12 protein-coding genes are annotated in these 13,708 nt (G+C 73.7%); 3 read left to right on the forward strand and 9 right to left on the reverse strand.

Annotated features, from left to right (window positions below; translation table 11 throughout):
- Positions 1-15 precede the first annotated feature (15 nt).
- A complete protein-coding gene (locus AQI94_RS14480) occupies positions 16-345 on the reverse strand; it encodes a DUF5713 family protein (protein WP_031036497.1) in 330 nt (109 codons plus the stop codon).
- Positions 346-392: 47 nt separating this feature from the next.
- On the opposite strand from AQI94_RS14480, the gene AQI94_RS14485 reads away from it, so the two are divergent.
- Entirely contained in the window at positions 393-1,190 is a 798-nt protein-coding gene (locus AQI94_RS14485) for an N-formylglutamate amidohydrolase (protein WP_031036500.1), read from the forward strand.
- Positions 1,191-1,208: 18 nt separating this feature from the next.
- Here the strand turns inward: AQI94_RS14485 and AQI94_RS14490 are convergent, their stop codons facing one another.
- Genes AQI94_RS14490 through AQI94_RS14500 form a run of 3 tightly spaced genes read right to left on the reverse strand, consistent with a single transcriptional unit; the run spans position 1,209 to position 3,771 of the window.
- Positions 1,209-1,703, reverse strand: a complete 495-nt coding sequence (locus tag AQI94_RS14490) for a hypothetical protein (RefSeq protein WP_031036503.1) — start codon at positions 1,701-1,703, stop codon at positions 1,209-1,211.
- Positions 1,704-1,708: 5 nt separating this feature from the next.
- Positions 1,709-2,284, reverse strand: coding sequence for an RNA polymerase sigma factor (locus AQI94_RS14495; protein WP_031036506.1), 576 nt, complete (start codon positions 2,282-2,284; stop codon positions 1,709-1,711).
- Positions 2,285-2,343: 59 nt separating this feature from the next.
- Complete coding sequence (locus AQI94_RS14500) at positions 2,344-3,771, reverse strand: S8/S53 family peptidase (RefSeq protein WP_031036509.1); 1,428 nt, start codon at positions 3,769-3,771, stop codon at positions 2,344-2,346.
- 148 nt (positions 3,772-3,919) lie between these two features.
- Here AQI94_RS14500 and AQI94_RS14505 point away from each other — a divergent pair, with 148 nt between their 5' ends.
- The gene (locus AQI94_RS14505) at positions 3,920-6,487 is read left to right on the forward strand and encodes a CHAT domain-containing protein (protein ID WP_062229751.1); all 2,568 of its coding nucleotides are present in this window, start codon (positions 3,920-3,922) and stop codon (positions 6,485-6,487) included.
- Positions 6,488-6,599: 112 nt separating this feature from the next.
- Here AQI94_RS14505 and AQI94_RS14510 read toward each other — a convergent pair whose 3' ends face one another.
- Complete coding sequence (locus tag AQI94_RS14510; protein WP_062229752.1) at positions 6,600-8,519, reverse strand: LuxR family transcriptional regulator AbsR2; 1,920 nt, start codon at positions 8,517-8,519, stop codon at positions 6,600-6,602.
- Positions 8,520-8,614: 95 nt separating this feature from the next.
- Between AQI94_RS14510 and absR1 the strand changes: the two genes are divergently transcribed.
- Positions 8,615-9,700 (forward strand): beta-glucuronidase AbsR1, encoded by a 1,086-nt coding sequence (gene absR1 / locus AQI94_RS14515; protein WP_031053370.1) that lies wholly within the window; start codon positions 8,615-8,617, stop codon positions 9,698-9,700.
- Between the two features lie 121 nt (positions 9,701-9,821).
- Here the strand turns inward: absR1 and AQI94_RS14520 are convergent, their stop codons facing one another.
- The 4 genes from AQI94_RS14520 to AQI94_RS14530 all read right to left on the reverse strand — a co-directional run bounded on the left by AQI94_RS14520 (position 9,822) and on the right by AQI94_RS14530 (position 13,604).
- Complete coding sequence (locus tag AQI94_RS14520; RefSeq protein ID WP_062229753.1) at positions 9,822-11,192, reverse strand: NtaA/DmoA family FMN-dependent monooxygenase; 1,371 nt, start codon at positions 11,190-11,192, stop codon at positions 9,822-9,824.
- A 21-nt stretch (positions 11,193-11,213) separates the two neighbouring features.
- Positions 11,214-12,416, reverse strand: a complete 1,203-nt coding sequence (locus tag AQI94_RS14525) for an LLM class flavin-dependent oxidoreductase (protein WP_031048774.1) — start codon at positions 12,414-12,416, stop codon at positions 11,214-11,216.
- Positions 12,417-12,500: 84 nt separating this feature from the next.
- Entirely contained in the window at positions 12,501-12,647 is a 147-nt protein-coding gene (locus AQI94_RS45035; RefSeq protein ID WP_167364503.1) for a putative leader peptide, read from the reverse strand.
- Positions 12,648-12,737: 90 nt separating this feature from the next.
- The gene (locus tag AQI94_RS14530; RefSeq protein ID WP_031048772.1) at positions 12,738-13,604 is read right to left on the reverse strand and encodes a glutathione S-transferase C-terminal domain-containing protein; all 867 of its coding nucleotides are present in this window, start codon (positions 13,602-13,604) and stop codon (positions 12,738-12,740) included.
- Between the last annotated feature and the right edge of the window lie 104 nt (positions 13,605-13,708).

A 13,708-nucleotide genomic window follows, 5' to 3' on the forward strand; every position in this document is an offset into this window, starting at 1 on the left:
CGACGGCGCGGCGGCTCACCAGTCCCGGGTGCCGATCAGTTCCTCCACGTCCGCGTCCTCGAACCCGTAGGTCCGGGCGATGAACCTGAACTCCTCGGCTATCTCCTCGCGGGCCACGGTCTCGATGTCGAAGTCGTCGTCCTGAAGGTCGTTGAACTCCTCGGTGGCCGCCTGGGTCAGTACGTACAGCGCGGCGAGGTCGGCGGGCCGGTCCGCCTCGATCCGCTCGCACAGCCGCAGCAGGATCTCCTTGCCCCGGTCCACCGCGCGGTCGGGGTAATACCCGTCCCGGTAGAGCGCCTTGAGGAACGGGTGGGTGGCCACCTGCTGGTTTCCGATGTTCATGCTGAGATGGTGCACCACACCACTGACAACGCCCCCGGAGCAGCCGTATGCCCTCTTTCGAACTGTTGCCGGGTGCCGCCCAATCGCCGGTGATCCTCCATGTCCCGCACTCCGCGCGGGAGATCCCGGCCGAGGTGCGGGCCGGGATCGTGCTGGACGACACCGCGCTGGAGCGGGAGCTGGACCACATCGTCGACGCGCACACGGCGGAGCTCGCCGAGGAGGCGGCGCGGATGGCCGGGGTGGTTCCCTGGCGGTTCGTGAACCGGCTGTCACGGCTGGTCGTGGATCCCGAGCGGTTTCCCGACGAGCGGGAGGAGATGCTCGCCGTGGGGATGGGGGCCGTGTACACGAAGACCACGCACCGCGAGGACCTGCGGCCGGACGACGCCGATCCCGGTCCGCTGATCGCACGCTACTTCCGGCCGTACGCCCGGGCGATGACCGAGGCCGTGGCCCGGCGGCTGGAGGTCACCGGGCGGGCCGTCGTCATCGACGTGCACTCCTACCCCAGCGCGCCGCTGCCCTACGAGCTGCACGGCCAGGGGCCGCGGCCACCGGTCTGTCTCGGTACCGATTCCTTCCACACGCCTCCCGGGCTGCTCGCCGCGGCCCGGGAGGCGTTCGGGGAGGTCGGGCTGGACAGCCCCTTCAGCGGGACGTACGTGCCGCTGGACTTCCACGGTCGCGATCCCCGGGTGAGCGCCCTGATGGTGGAGATCCGGCGGGACACGTACATGACCGAACCGGGCGGGCCTGCCGGTCCGGGGTTCCACCGGCTCGCGCGGGCGCTCGCCGCGCTCGTGGACGCCCTGGGCCGGCCTTGCTCGGAAGGCTCCCCGTGAGTGACGGGGACCCGTCGTTCAGACCGTCAGCCAGTCGGTGACGATCACCTGCCCGCCGGTCCGCAGCCGTAGCGCGAAGGGGCCGGCCGGGGACGTGTCGCAGGTGAAGCGGCCCATGTCGTCGGTGGTGAGCGGCGAGCCCGCCTGCGGCCCGCTGAGCACCTCGATCCGGGCCGACCGGGGCGGCAGCACCTGGCCCATGAGGCCCTGCGGGGTGAGTTCGACGTCGACCGTCACCTCGCCCGCGTGGAAGGTCAGCATCCGCGGCGCCCCCGTCGCTCCCCTCACCGGGAGGGCGTCCACCACCGAGTCGAAGGAGAGTTCGGCGATCCGGCTGTCCAGGTCGTGCAGCGCGAACGCCTCCATGGCGATCTGCCGCAGGGCAACCGGTACGGGGTCCAGGATGGCCGTCGCCTGGCGGAGCTCCTCCTCCAGCAGCTCAAGGGCGAACTCCTCGTCCGGCAGCGCCTGTTCGCCGAAGTCGAGGACGTCGTCACCGAGGTCGTCGTCCATGTCGCTCATACCGCCCCCCGGGCTTCGAGCCGCGCCCGCAGCCGCCTCAGGCAGCGCTGGCGCAGTGGTCCGATACTGCCCACCGCGATCCCCAGGGCGGCGGACACCTCCTGGTAGCCGGGCTTCGGCGAGGCCATCAGGATGCGCAGCAACTGCCGGCAGCGCTCGCCGAGTTCCTCGAACTCCTGCCACAGGTACCGGACGCGCTCGCTCTGGGCGGCGGCCTCCTCGGAGTCGATGAAGGACTGCTCGGGCGTACGGTCCTCGCTGATCCGGTCCAGCAACTGCGGATCGTCCGTGACGGTGAGCCGCCGCAAGCCCTTGAGCACCTTCAGGCACTCGTGGCGCGCGGTGCTCGCCAGCCAGGACTTGGCCTTGTCGGGTTCGCGGATGCGCCCGAGGTGCTGGGCGAAGCGGAACCACACGGTCTGGTACACCTCGTGCGCGTCGGCGTCGGAGAGCCGGTGGGCGCGCACCACCGCCCACACCAGTGGGCTCAGCCCTTCCACGAGCGCTTTCCAGGCCGCCGCGTCACCGTCGACGGCGGACTGGACCAGCGCACCGACATCTGCTCGGTCCACGGTCCCACCCCTCGTGTACGGCAAGTCATCGTACGCCGTGGAGGGGAGCGCTCCGGCCCTCATGTGCCGACCGGACGCTGCACGACCGGCACCGGGCGCCAGCCGGCCGGCTTCAGCGCCGCCACGCGCGCCCCGCGCACTTCGGCGAACTGTGTGTTCGTGGCCAGCAGTTGCTGCCGGGCCGCCCTCGGGTCGGTCTCCTTGTTCGCGGTCATGTGGGCGGCGACCAGACCTGCCACGACCGGGGTCGCGAAGGAGGTGCCGCTCCAGTGCGCGTACCCCTCGAACATCACCTGGTCCGGCTTGGCGACGCTGCCGTCCTCGCTCAGCACACCGACGTGGGACGGGGACTGGCAGGTGCACACGTAGGTGAAGCCGTACCGGCAGGCCCCGTACGTGGAGTGCTGGTAGAGGTAGGGCACCGGTGCATCGAAGCCGGTGAGGGCGCTGGTCAGGCGCTCGCCGGGGGCGTAGACGTCCACCCAGGAGCCGTGGTTGCTGAAGCAGGCGCCGAACTCGCCGTCGCCGCGCAGCGCGCCGACCGACAGGACGACTCCCTGGTAGTCGGGCAGGTCGGCGTAGGCGGCGGGCCAGAACGGGCTGGCGCTGGCGTTGTTGCCGGCCGCGGCGACCAACAGGGTGCCGTGGGCGCGCAGTTCCTGCATGAAGGCGTCCAGGCCGAGCAGGCCGTCGGGGCGGCCGTTGGAGGTGCCCGCGGACAGGCTGATGATGTCGGGCCAGCCGCCGGCGACCGCCTCGAAGAGCTTGTCGCCGAGCTCGGACTCCAGGATGGCGCCCGCGTCGTTGAGGGTGTTGCGGACGGTGATGTCGGTGTTGGGCGCGACGGCCGCGAGGACACCGGCGATGAACGTGCCGTGGCCGACGTACTGGAGGAGGTTGCCGGCCGCGTCGGTCTCGGTGCCGTGCAGGTCGCCCTCGACATGGGCGAGCAGCGGGACGAGCGTGTGGTCGTGGGTGAGGCCGTTGTCGACGACCAGGACACTCACGGCGGTGTCGGTGTCGTAACCCCCTTCCGCGGGAGCCGGGTTGGTGCCCTGGCTGAGCGCGGCGGGCACGGGCTCGTCGCCGGGGCAGGAGTTGACCGCGATCGACACCACGTGGTTGCGGCTGACCAGGCGGTGTCCGGCGCGTCCCTCGCGTTCGCTCATGGCGCGCAGGGCGTGGGTGACGGCGCGGTCGCCGCGCCGGTCGCCGTGGCCCGGGTCGCCGACCTTGATCCGGGTGATGCCCGAGCGGTTGGTCTCGGGGCTGTCGCGGCGGACGTGATCGCCGGTCAGCCCGGTCGCCTCGGTGAAGTGGGTGCGCACGGTCTCCTCGACGAGTGCCGCGTCACGGCCGTCCCGGGCGAGGACGACACCCTTCTCGTAGATGAACTCCGAGGCGTCGTCGGGTCCGAGGGCCAGCGGGACGTCGGGCATGGAACGCTGGATCTGGTCGAACTGCTCGTGGAATCGCTGAGGTGCCATGGCGTGTCCTCCCACTGAGGCGGCGGTCGTCAGTCAGAGCCGCGGGTCCGGTGATTGATACAGCGCCAAACCGGTGTGGCCTGCCACCTGGGCCACTACCATCCATGGAGTGACAGCGGGAAGCGACTCGGTTCTCGAACTGCTGCCGATGGTGTTCGCCGCGCCCAACCAGGCGCTGGCGAGGGCAGAGGAAGTACTCGGCTCGGATCCCTCACCGCTGCACGCCTCCGTCGCCCACCAGGTGATCGGCATCTGGCAGCGCGACTGGGGCGACCTGCGGCTCGCCCTGGACCATCTGCGCCGGGCCCGCGATCTCGGCGCGCGCTCGGAGTCGACCGACCGGGAGGCGGACGCGCTGGCCGCGCTCGGTGTGGCGCTGGTGCACGCGGGGCGCACCCGGCAGGGCCTGGAGTCGCTGGAGCGGGGCGTCGCGGTCAGCAGCGGGCACACCAGGGCGCAGGTCCTGTTCCGGCGGGCGTACGCCTCGTGGGTGCTCGGGCATCACCGGGCGGCGCTGGAGGACGTACGGCGGGCGGTTCCGGTGCTGCGGCAGGCCGGCGACGTGATCTGGACGGCGCGGGCGCTGACCCTGCGGGCCACCGTGCATCTGGCGCTCGGGGCGGTGGAGCGGGCCGACGCCGACTTCACGGCGGCGGAGGCGCTGTGGGACACCACGGGCCAGGAGCACGACAAGGCCGACGCGGTGGAGAGCCGGGGGCTGGCCGCCTACCGGTCGGGGGACATCCCGGCCGCGCTGCGGCTGCTCGACGAGGCGCAGGAGCGGTACGCCAAGCTCGGCACGCCGACGTTCATGCTCACCGTGCGGCGCTGCGAGGTCCTGATGGCCGCGGGGCTCGCCCCGGAGGCGCTCGCGGAGGCGGACGCGGCGATCAAGGTCCTCGACGGCATCGGCGGACAGTCCACCCGCAAGGCGGAGCTGCTGCTCGCCGCCGCGCGGGCGGCCCGGCACGCGGGGGACGCGCACACCGCGATCGCGCGCGCCGACATGGCGGTACGGCTGTTCGCCGGGCAGCGGCGCACCTGGTGGGAGACGCACGCCCGGCTGGTGCTGATCGAGGCACGGGTCGCCGCCGGGCGCGGCTCGGGCCGGCTGGTCGCGGACGCGGCGGCGGTCGCCGACCGGCTGGCCTCCTTCGGCGCGCCCGCCGCCCCGGAGGCCTCGCTGCTGGCGGGCCGTATCGCGCTCGGGCTGGGGTGGCAGGACGATGCGCGACGGCATCTTGAGGTGGCCGCCCGCAGCCGGCACAGCGGGCCGCCGCTGGCGCGGATGACGGGATGGGCGGCGCGGGCGCTGTGGGCGCGGGCCGCGGGGTCGGACCGGCGGGTGCTGGAGGCCTGTCGCCGCGGTCTGGACGTGCTCGACGATCACCGTACGACCCTGGGTGCTTCGGAACTGCGGGCCCGGGCCACCGCGCAGGGCGCCGAGCTCGCCGGGCTCGCCGCGCGGGCCTCCCTCAGGTCGGGCGGGCCCCGGCGGCTGCTGGTGTGGAGCGAGCGCTGGCGGGCCACCGTGCTGTCCGCGCCGCCGACCCGCCCGCCGGCCGACCCGGCGCTGCTCAGCGACCTCACCGCCTTCCGGGAGATAGCGGCCCGCGCGGAGGGGGCCCGGATGGAGGGCCGGCCGGTGCCGACGCTGGAACGTGAACAGCGGCGCCTGGAACGGGAGATCCGCTCCCGGAGCCTCCATGAGCGCGGCGACGCGTCCGGCGACGGCTACCGCTTCGACCCCGGCAGGCTGCTGGAGCGGCTCGGTGACGAGGTGCGGCTGGTCGAACTCGCCGTGCTCGACGGGCGGGTCCAGGTGCTGCTGTGCGCGCAGGGGCGGGTGCGGAGGTTCGAGGCCGGACTGCTGGCGGACGCCGAGCGTGAGGCGGAGCACGTCCAGGCGGGGCTCAGGAGACTGGCCCACCCCGGGGCGGAGGCCCGGCTTCCGGTGGTGGAGGCGGCCGGGCGGCGGCTGGAGGAACTGCTGCTCGGGCCGGCCGCGGCGCAGCTCGGGTCCGGACCGGTCGTGGTGGTGCCGCCGGGGCGGCTGCACCAGGTGCCGTGGGCGCTGCTGCCCTCGCTGCGGGAGCGGGTGTTCAGCGTGTCGCCGTCGGCGAGCAGCTGGCTGCGGGCGAGGGAGACCGCGCCGCCGCCGAGCGGACGCCAGGTACTCGTCCGCGGGCCGGGGCTCGCGACCGGCGGCGCCGAGGTACCCGAACTCGCCGGGCGCAACGGCTCGGCGACCGTTCTGGAGCACGACGAGGCACGTGTGCCGCGGGTGCTGGAGGAACTGGACGGGGCGGCGCTGGCGCACATCGCCGCGCACGGCACGTTCCGTGCGGACAGTCCGCTGTTCTCGTCCTTGCGGATGGCCGACGGGCCGCTCATCGTCCACGACTTCGAGCGTCTGGACCGCAGCCCGTACCGGATCATCCTGTCCTGCTGCGACACCGCCCGGTTCGCCTCGGTCGGCGCGGACGAACTGCTCGGCCTGGTCACCGCGCTGCTGCCGCTGGGCACGGCGGGAGTGGTGGCGTGCAGCGCACCGGTCAACGACGAGGCGGTGGTGCCGCTGATGCTCACGCTGCACAAAGGGCTCGGTGCGGGGGCGTCCATGGCGGAGGCGCTGCGCGACGCGCGGGCCGCGCTGCCGGGGGACTCGGTGCATCAGGCGACGGGGTGGGCGTTCTCGGCGTTCGGGGCTGCGTGACGGCCGCGAAGTGCGATCGCAGTGCGTGGAGTTGTGGAGCGCGTGAGGTGTGGGGCGGCCTGACCCCTCCCCCGAATACTGGGGGTCAGACCGCCCCGGTCCGGGATACGGCTCAGGCCGGCTGTGCCTCCGGCAGCTCCACCAGGCACGGCAGGGCGTCGCGATCGCTCGCGCCGAGGCGGGCGTACGCGCTGTAGAGGTGGTTGCCGACCGTACGGACGGACAGGGTGAGCCGCTCGGCGATCTGGCGGTTGCTCAGTCCGGCGGCCGCGAGGGTGACGATCTGCCGCTGGCGGACGGTGAGTTCGCCGAGGACCAGCCCGGACAGGGCCGGGGTCCGGGCGCCCTGACAGCGGCGGGCCAGGGCGACGGCGCGGGTGCGCGAGGTGCGGGCGGCGCTCGGGTCGCGGTGCGCCCCGACGGCCTGGGCGTACGCCTCGGCCGCGAAGAGCAGGAACCCACGCTCCTCCAGCGCCCGGGCCGCGCGGTCGAGGGCGGGGCCGTCGCCTCCGGCGAGCGCCTCGGCGTGGGCGGCGAAGACGCCCGTCAGCCGGCCGACGGCCCGCTCGGGCGCGCCGAGGCGGACGGCGTCGTACGGCTCCTCCCCGACCGTGCGGAGGGCCGCGTCGAGATCACCGCGGGCGGCGGCCCACCAGGTGACGGCCGAGCCGTGCGCGCCCTCCCCCGAGCCGGCGGCGCCGCCGGGACGGGTGGAACGAGTCGGGGTGACGGTGCGTCGACCGCCCCGCGGCTCGGTCGAGGAGCTGGGCTCACGGCGGTCGTCGGTGGCCGCGCCGGGCGGGCTCACCGCATACGCCGTCTCTCCCGACTGCGCTGCCGCCAGGCCGAGTTCGAGGTGGCAGGCCGGGGCGTCGGGGTCGCTCCGCAGTCCCTCCGCGGCCCAGGCCGCGGCCTCCCGCAGCTCACCTCGCAGACGGGCGAACCGGGCTCGTACGGCGGCGTGCCGGGCCGGGACGCCGGAGCACTCGTCCACGAGCCACTCCCCCACCGGGGCCGGCACGGCTCGTACGTCCGTCCCGGCGATCGCCCGGGTCAGGGTGGCCGTCTCGGTCTCCAGGGCGACCGCGCAGCTGTCCGGGGTCCGGGCCAGGCGCCGGGCCCGCAGGCGTCCGGCGACGGCCCGCAGCACCGGACCGTGCAGGGGCTCGGCGAGACGGGCGGCACCCTGCTCGTCGACGTGGACCAGCCCGTCGGCCTCCAGGACTTCGAGGGCGCCGAGGTCGAGGGTGTCGGCGTCCCTTGGGAGCGGCTCGGAGAAAGCCAGGCGGTCCAGGGTCTCCCGCTCCCCGCGACCGGTGCGGTCGAGGAGAGGCGCGGCACGCTCGCGTACGGTCGCGGTGACCGGCACCGGGCCGCGCCACGCCCACTCGGCCGAGCCCGGGGCCCGGTGCAGCGGCTCCCGCTCGCGCACCGCGTCCACCAACTCGCGCAGCAGGCGCAGATCGCCCCGGCACAGGCGGTGCAGCCGGTTGACGGTGAGGGCTTCCGGACCGCCGGCGCCGGCCGCGAGCAGCTGCGCGGTCTCCTCGCGGGGCAGCGGCTCCAGGGCGAGGCGCGGCAGGAGCTCGCCGGTCCACAGCCGGGAGATCGCGTCCGGCACCCGTGCGCCGTCGGTGGCGACGACCAGGAGCCGGGTGCGGCCGTGCACCACGAGCTGGTGGACCAGGGCAGCCGAGACGTCGTCCAGCAGATGGGCGTCGTCGACGAGCAGCAGCCGTACGGACGACAGGAGTTGGACCGCCCGGTGCAGGGACACGGTCTCCGGGAGGAGATGCGCGAAGGCGGCGAACGGGAGCCCGCCGGTCCCCGGTGTGCCCGCCACCCGGGCGCAGTCCGTGCCGTGTACGGCCTCCGTGACGAGCCGGGTCTTGCCGCGGCCCGCGGGACCGGTCACCACCATGCCCTGCCGTCCCCCGGCGACGGACCCGCGCACCAGCTCCAGTTCGTCCTCGCGCCCGGTGAACGGCCAGGGCAGCTCCAGGGTCTTCGCGTCCCGTTCGAAAGTCGTCACGGAAGCTAGAGCGGCGCTACTCAGTCCTGATACAGGGGGACTTGAGTAGCCCCCGACTCAGGCGCCCCCGGACGCCCGACGGCACGCTGAACCCCATGACCGCACGCTACTGCTCCCTCGCGCAGCAGTCGGCTCCGGCGTTCGCGCCGGGACTGGCCGCCGAGCGGCTGAGTGCGCTCATCGGCGGCTGCCGGATGTGGCTCAACAGCACGGTCCTGCACTACTGCTTCTTCGACGGCGACGCCGACGGGTCGGTCATTCCGGTTCCGGGGACCGGCCAGTCCCGTCGGGTGTCGTGGGTGGGCGCCGAGGAGCAGCGGGACGTGGTCCGTGCGTGCTTCCAGGAGTGGCAGGACCTCGGGATCGGGGTGCGATTCGCCGAGGTCGGCGACCGTTCGGAGGCCGAGCTGCGCATCGGCTTCCAGATCGGCGACGGCTCCTGGTCGGCCGTGGGCAAGGACGCGCTCCTGGTCGGTCTGAACGAGCGCACCATGAATTTCGGCTGGGACCTGACCGCGCCCGGGGAGCGCGGGACGGCCCTGCACGAGATCGGGCACGCGCTCGGCATGCTGCACGAGCACCAGAGCCCGTTCGCCGGGATCCACTGGGACGACGAGGCCGTCTACGCCGATCTGGCGGGCCCGCCGAACTTCTGGAGCCGGGACCGGACGGGCTTCAACATCCTGCGCAAGCTGGACCCGGACGAGGTCAACGGCCCCGTCTGGGACCCCCAGTCGATCATGGAGTATCCCTTCGAGGCGGGGCTCATCCTGGAGCCCGAGCAGTACCGTGCGGGCCTCAACCCGCCCGGCACGCTGTCGGCCGCCGACAAGGAGTACGTGCTGCGCTGGTACCCGCCGACCGAGCCGACCCGGCCGCCGGCGCTGGTGCCCTTCCGGTCCGCGCCGCTCGGGCTCGGCCCGGGTGAGCAGGCCGACTTCACCGTGGAACCGCCGGAGACCCGCGAGTACGCCGTGGGCACGTTCGGCGACGGCGACACCGTCGTGGTGGTCTTCGAGGAGCGGGACGGGGAACCCCGCTACCTCTGCGGCCGGGACGACGGAGGCACCCCGCACAACGCCACACTCAAGGCCCGTCTGGTGAAGGGCCGCCGCTACTTCGTCCGTGTGCGCCTGTACTCCGCGTGGGGTTCGGGGGAAACCGCGGTCATGTGCTGGTGACAGCACGGACAGGCCGCACGGGCGAGGCTGGACCACAGTCCGGCGCCGGGGGAACGGCCGGAAGTACGTAGCCTTCGGGGGAGGGACACGTACTTCCGGCCACACCGCGTTCCGCGCGGGATCAGGCCACCCGCCGGGCGCTGTCGTCGTCTGGGTGCGCGAGGCCGAGCTGGTGGCGCAGGGTCGGGCCCTCGTACTCGGTGCGGAAGACGCCCTGTTCCTGGAGGAGCGGTACGACCTTGTCGGCGAAGGCGTCGAGGCCGGTCGGGGTGATGTGCGGGACCAGGATGAAGCCGTCGCTCGCGTCGCTCTGGACGTACTCGTTGATGGTGCGCGCGATGGTCTGGGGCGAGCCGATGAAGTTCTGCCGGTTGCCGGTGTGGATGACCAGGTCGCGGATGGACCAGTGGTGGGCGGCGGCCAGTTCGCGCCATTCCCGGGCGGTGGCCAGCGGGTCGCGGTACATGCGGACCTGGGCGCGGCCCTTGGCGATGTGGTGGTCGCTGACGTCCGGGTCGATGTCGGGGAGCGGGCCGTCGGGGTCGTACGACGACAGGTCCCGGTTCCAGACGAACTCCAGGTGCTTGAGGGCGGTGGCCCCGCTGACCTGCCGGCGCCGGACGATCCGCGCGAGTTCCTCGGCCTCGGCGTCGGTGTCCGCGAGGGCGAAGGAGGCGGCGGGCAGGATCAGCAGCTGGTCGGGGGTGCGGCCGTACTTGGCGAGGCGGTTCTTGACGTCGGTGTAGAAGGCGCGGCCCTCGTCGAGAGTGGCGTGGCGGCTGAAGATGGCGTCGGCGGCGGAGGCCGCGAACTCTCGGCCCTCCTCGGAGTCGCCCGCCTGGAAGACGACCGGACGGCCCTGCGGGGAGCGCGGGACGTTGAACCGGCCGTGGATGTCGAAGTGTTGGCCGGTATGGACGAAGGAGCCCGCCCTCGCGTCCCGCAGGAACTCGCCCGAGGCCTGGTCGGCGAGGATCTCGTCGCCGTGCCAGGAGTCGAAGAGCTCCTGAGCGGTGGCGAGGAACTCCTTGGCGCGGGAGTAGCGCTCCTCCTGCGGGAGGAAGCCGCCGCGGCGGAAGTTCTCGCCGGTGAAGGCGTCCCAGGAGGTGACCACGTTCCAGGCGGAGCGGCCGCCGGAGAGGTGGTCGAGGCTGGCGAACTGGCGGGCCACCTCGTAGGGCTCGTTGAAGGTGGAGTTGATGGTGCCGGTCAGGCCGAGGTGTTCGGTGACGGCGGCCAGCGCGGCGAGGACCGTGAAGGTGTCGGGGCGGCCCACGACGTCCAGGTCGTAGATCCGGCCGCCGTGTTCGCGCAGGCGCAGGCCCTCGGCGAGGAACAGGAAGTCGAACTTGGCGCGTTCGGCGGTCCGCGCGAAGTGCGCGAAGGAGGCGAACTCTATGTGGCTGCCGGCCTCGGGGTCGCTCCACACGGTGGTGTTGTTGACGCCGGGGAAGTGGGCGGCCAGGTGGATCTGCTTCAGGGGCCTGGACATGGCTGCGGGGGTCCTTCCGGCTCAGGCGGACGTGGCGGCGTAGCGGTTGGCGGGGCGGCGGAAGCCCAGGAGTCCGCGCAGGGTGCCGGACTCGTACGCGGTGCGGAAGGCGCCCCGGCGCTGGAGCTCGGGGACCAGGCCGCGGGTGATCGCCGGGAGGTCGTGGCCGAGGACCGCGGGCCGCAGCCGGAAGCCGGTGAGCCCGGCCTCTCGGAACTCGGTGAGCAGGTCGGCGAGTTGGGCGGGGGTGCCGGTGAAGACCCGGGCGTCGCTGCGGTACGGCTCCCCCGCGAGCGTGTCGAGTCGGTCCCTGCGGGCGGCGGCCTCGGCGGGGTCGTCGTCGAGGAAGACCTCCATGTCACCGAAGAGGTGCAGGAGTTCACCGGATCGTCCCGCCGACTCCTGTTCGGCGCGGATCTCGGCGACGATCGCTCGGGCCTGGTCGGTGTCCTGCGGGGTGATGTGGCCGATGTCGGCCTGGCGGGCGATGAACCGGTAGGGGACGCTCTGGTGGCCGAGGGCGGTGACCAGTGGCTGGCCCTGCGGCGGGCGGGGTGTGATGGAGGGCCCCTTGACGCTGAAGTGCTTTCCCTCGAAGTCGATGTGGTGCAGCTTGTCCCGGTCGACGAAGCGGCCGGTGGCGGCGTCGCGGATCTCGGCGTCGTCCTCCCAGCTGTCCCAGAGGCGGCGCACGGCCTCCACGTGGTCGGCGGCCTCGTCGAAGAGGTCGGCCACCACCGGGCTGTCGTAGGTCTCGATCCGGGGGACGGTGCGGCGGCCGAAGTGCGCGGCCTCGTTCGGGCGGGCGGTGATCTGCACGCGCAGGCCCGCCCGGCCGGTGCTGACGTAGTCGAGCGTCGCGATGGCCTTGGAGAGGTGGAAGGGCTCGGTGTGGGTGACCACCGCGGTCGGGACCAGGCCGATGTGCCGGGTGAGCGGGGCGACGCGGGAGGCGATCAGGACGGCGTCGAGCCGGCCGCGGACCTGGTCGGTGCGCTCGTCCGGGTCGAGGGCGTGCGAGGACTGGGGGCCCAGGCCGTCCTCGATGGTGACGAAGTCCAGCAGGCCGCGCTCGGCCTCGGCGACCAGGTCGGCCCAGTATCCGGCGGTGAACAGTTCACGGGGGCGGGCCACCGGCTCGCGCCAGGAGGCGGGGTGCCAGCCGGTGCCGTCCAGGGCGACGGCGAGGTGCAGCGCGGAGGAAAGCGCAGGAGAAGGGGACACGGAAGGGTGCCTTCCTGAAGATCCGTACGGGGGCGCCGGCCCGTGGGTGGGCAGGGCACGGCGGCGGGGCGGGCGGGTGACGGGTCAGGAACGACAGAGCGCGGCGGACACGCGCTGGAGATCGATGTGGGGCCGGGAGTGGAGGTGGACGGAGCGGAGTGTGTGCGGCACGCCCGTCCCCTCCTCCTTCTGGGCGCGCGAGGGCGCCCGGCGGATCTCGTCGTCGGCCACAACGCCCTGTCCTCGCGGGGGGGGGCTCGGCCCGCGCGGCCACCGGTGTCGGGGTCCTGTCGACGCCCGCTCCCGCACGCGGAACGGTCCTCAGGCGGGTCGGCCCGTGTGCGCGGCCCAGTCCAGGATCTGTACGGCGGCACCTGCGGCCTCCAGGCCCCGGCAGTGGGCGTGGTGCCGGCGGGCGATGCCGTCGAGGTCGAGGTGGGTGCCGAAGGCCGGGTGGGCGGTCAGGCGGCGGGCGTAGGCCCACAGGGTCGGGTGGCCGGCGACGCGCTGCACCGCGGCGGCGTCCAGGTGGTGACGGTGCACGGTGTCGAGCTGGACCAGCGCGACCCACAACTCGACGTCGGCGGCGGTGAGGTGATCCCTGATCAGGTACGCGCGTCCGTCGAGCCAGCGCTCCAGGGAGCCCAGCGAGTCCAGCAGCCGTTCCAGTCCGGCGGCCCGCTCGCTCTCGTCGCCACCCGCCGATCCGGCGCGCTGCGCGGCCCGCTCGATGCCCTGGGCGCACATCCGCTCGACGGCCTCCGTCTCCGACTCGGCCCCGCACGGGTACAGGGCCGGGCGGCCACCGCCGAAGTGTCCGGCCAGGTCGCGGGTGATGTCGGCGGCGTGGGTGCTGACGATCCGCCCGGACCAGTCGTCGCTGAGCACCGGGGCGACGGCCGCGCCGGTGTACCGGTGCGCGCTGGCCTCGTACAGCGGGCGCAGCGCGGAGTGTCCGCCGTCGGGACAGTCGGGGACCGGGTCCAGGCAGGTCACGGGACAGACGTCGTCGAGGCCGAGCAGTCCGTGCACGACGGCGATGCGCAGTCCGTCGGCGCAGGCGGGGGTGAGGTGGAGCCGGTAGCGGCGCGGCACGGCGTAGTGCCCGCTGCGCGCGTCCCGGCCGATCCGTCCGCGGAACCTGGGGGCCGGGTGGGTGGGAACGTGGGCGAGCGGTGTGACGGACATGGGTCTCCCCGGGGGTCGGTGCGCAGACGTACGCGCGGCGGAAGCGTCGTCGGGCGGGAGCGGGCGGCGGTCCCCCTGCGCGGCGGCGGGGGTGGCACCGGAAG

This window comes from Streptomyces pseudovenezuelae, from assembly GCF_001513955.1.
In the GTDB taxonomy this organism is placed as follows: Bacteria; Actinomycetota; Actinomycetes; order Streptomycetales; family Streptomycetaceae; genus Streptomyces; species Streptomyces pseudovenezuelae.

Excerpts from the sequence above, each read along its gene's own strand:
- AQI94_RS14530 (WP_031048772.1), bottom strand. The coding sequence starts at position 13,604 with ATGTCCGTCACACCGCTCGCCCACGTTCCCACCCACCCGGCCCCCAGG.
- AQI94_RS14480 (WP_031036497.1), bottom strand. The coding sequence starts at position 345 with ATGAACATCGGAAACCAGCAGGTGGCCACCCACCCGTTCCTCAAGGCG.
- AQI94_RS14505 (WP_062229751.1), top strand. The coding sequence starts at position 3,920 with ATGGTGTTCGCCGCGCCCAACCAGGCGCTGGCGAGGGCAGAGGAAGTA.
- AQI94_RS14490 (WP_031036503.1), bottom strand. The coding sequence starts at position 1,703 with ATGGACGACGACCTCGGTGACGACGTCCTCGACTTCGGCGAACAGGCG.
- AQI94_RS14520 (WP_062229753.1), bottom strand. The coding sequence starts at position 11,192 with ATGTCCAGGCCCCTGAAGCAGATCCACCTGGCCGCCCACTTCCCCGGC.
- AQI94_RS14485 (WP_031036500.1), top strand. The coding sequence starts at position 393 with ATGCCCTCTTTCGAACTGTTGCCGGGTGCCGCCCAATCGCCGGTGATC.
- absR1 (WP_031053370.1), top strand. The coding sequence starts at position 8,615 with ATGACCGCACGCTACTGCTCCCTCGCGCAGCAGTCGGCTCCGGCGTTC.
- AQI94_RS14500 (WP_031036509.1), bottom strand. The coding sequence starts at position 3,771 with ATGGCACCTCAGCGATTCCACGAGCAGTTCGACCAGATCCAGCGTTCC.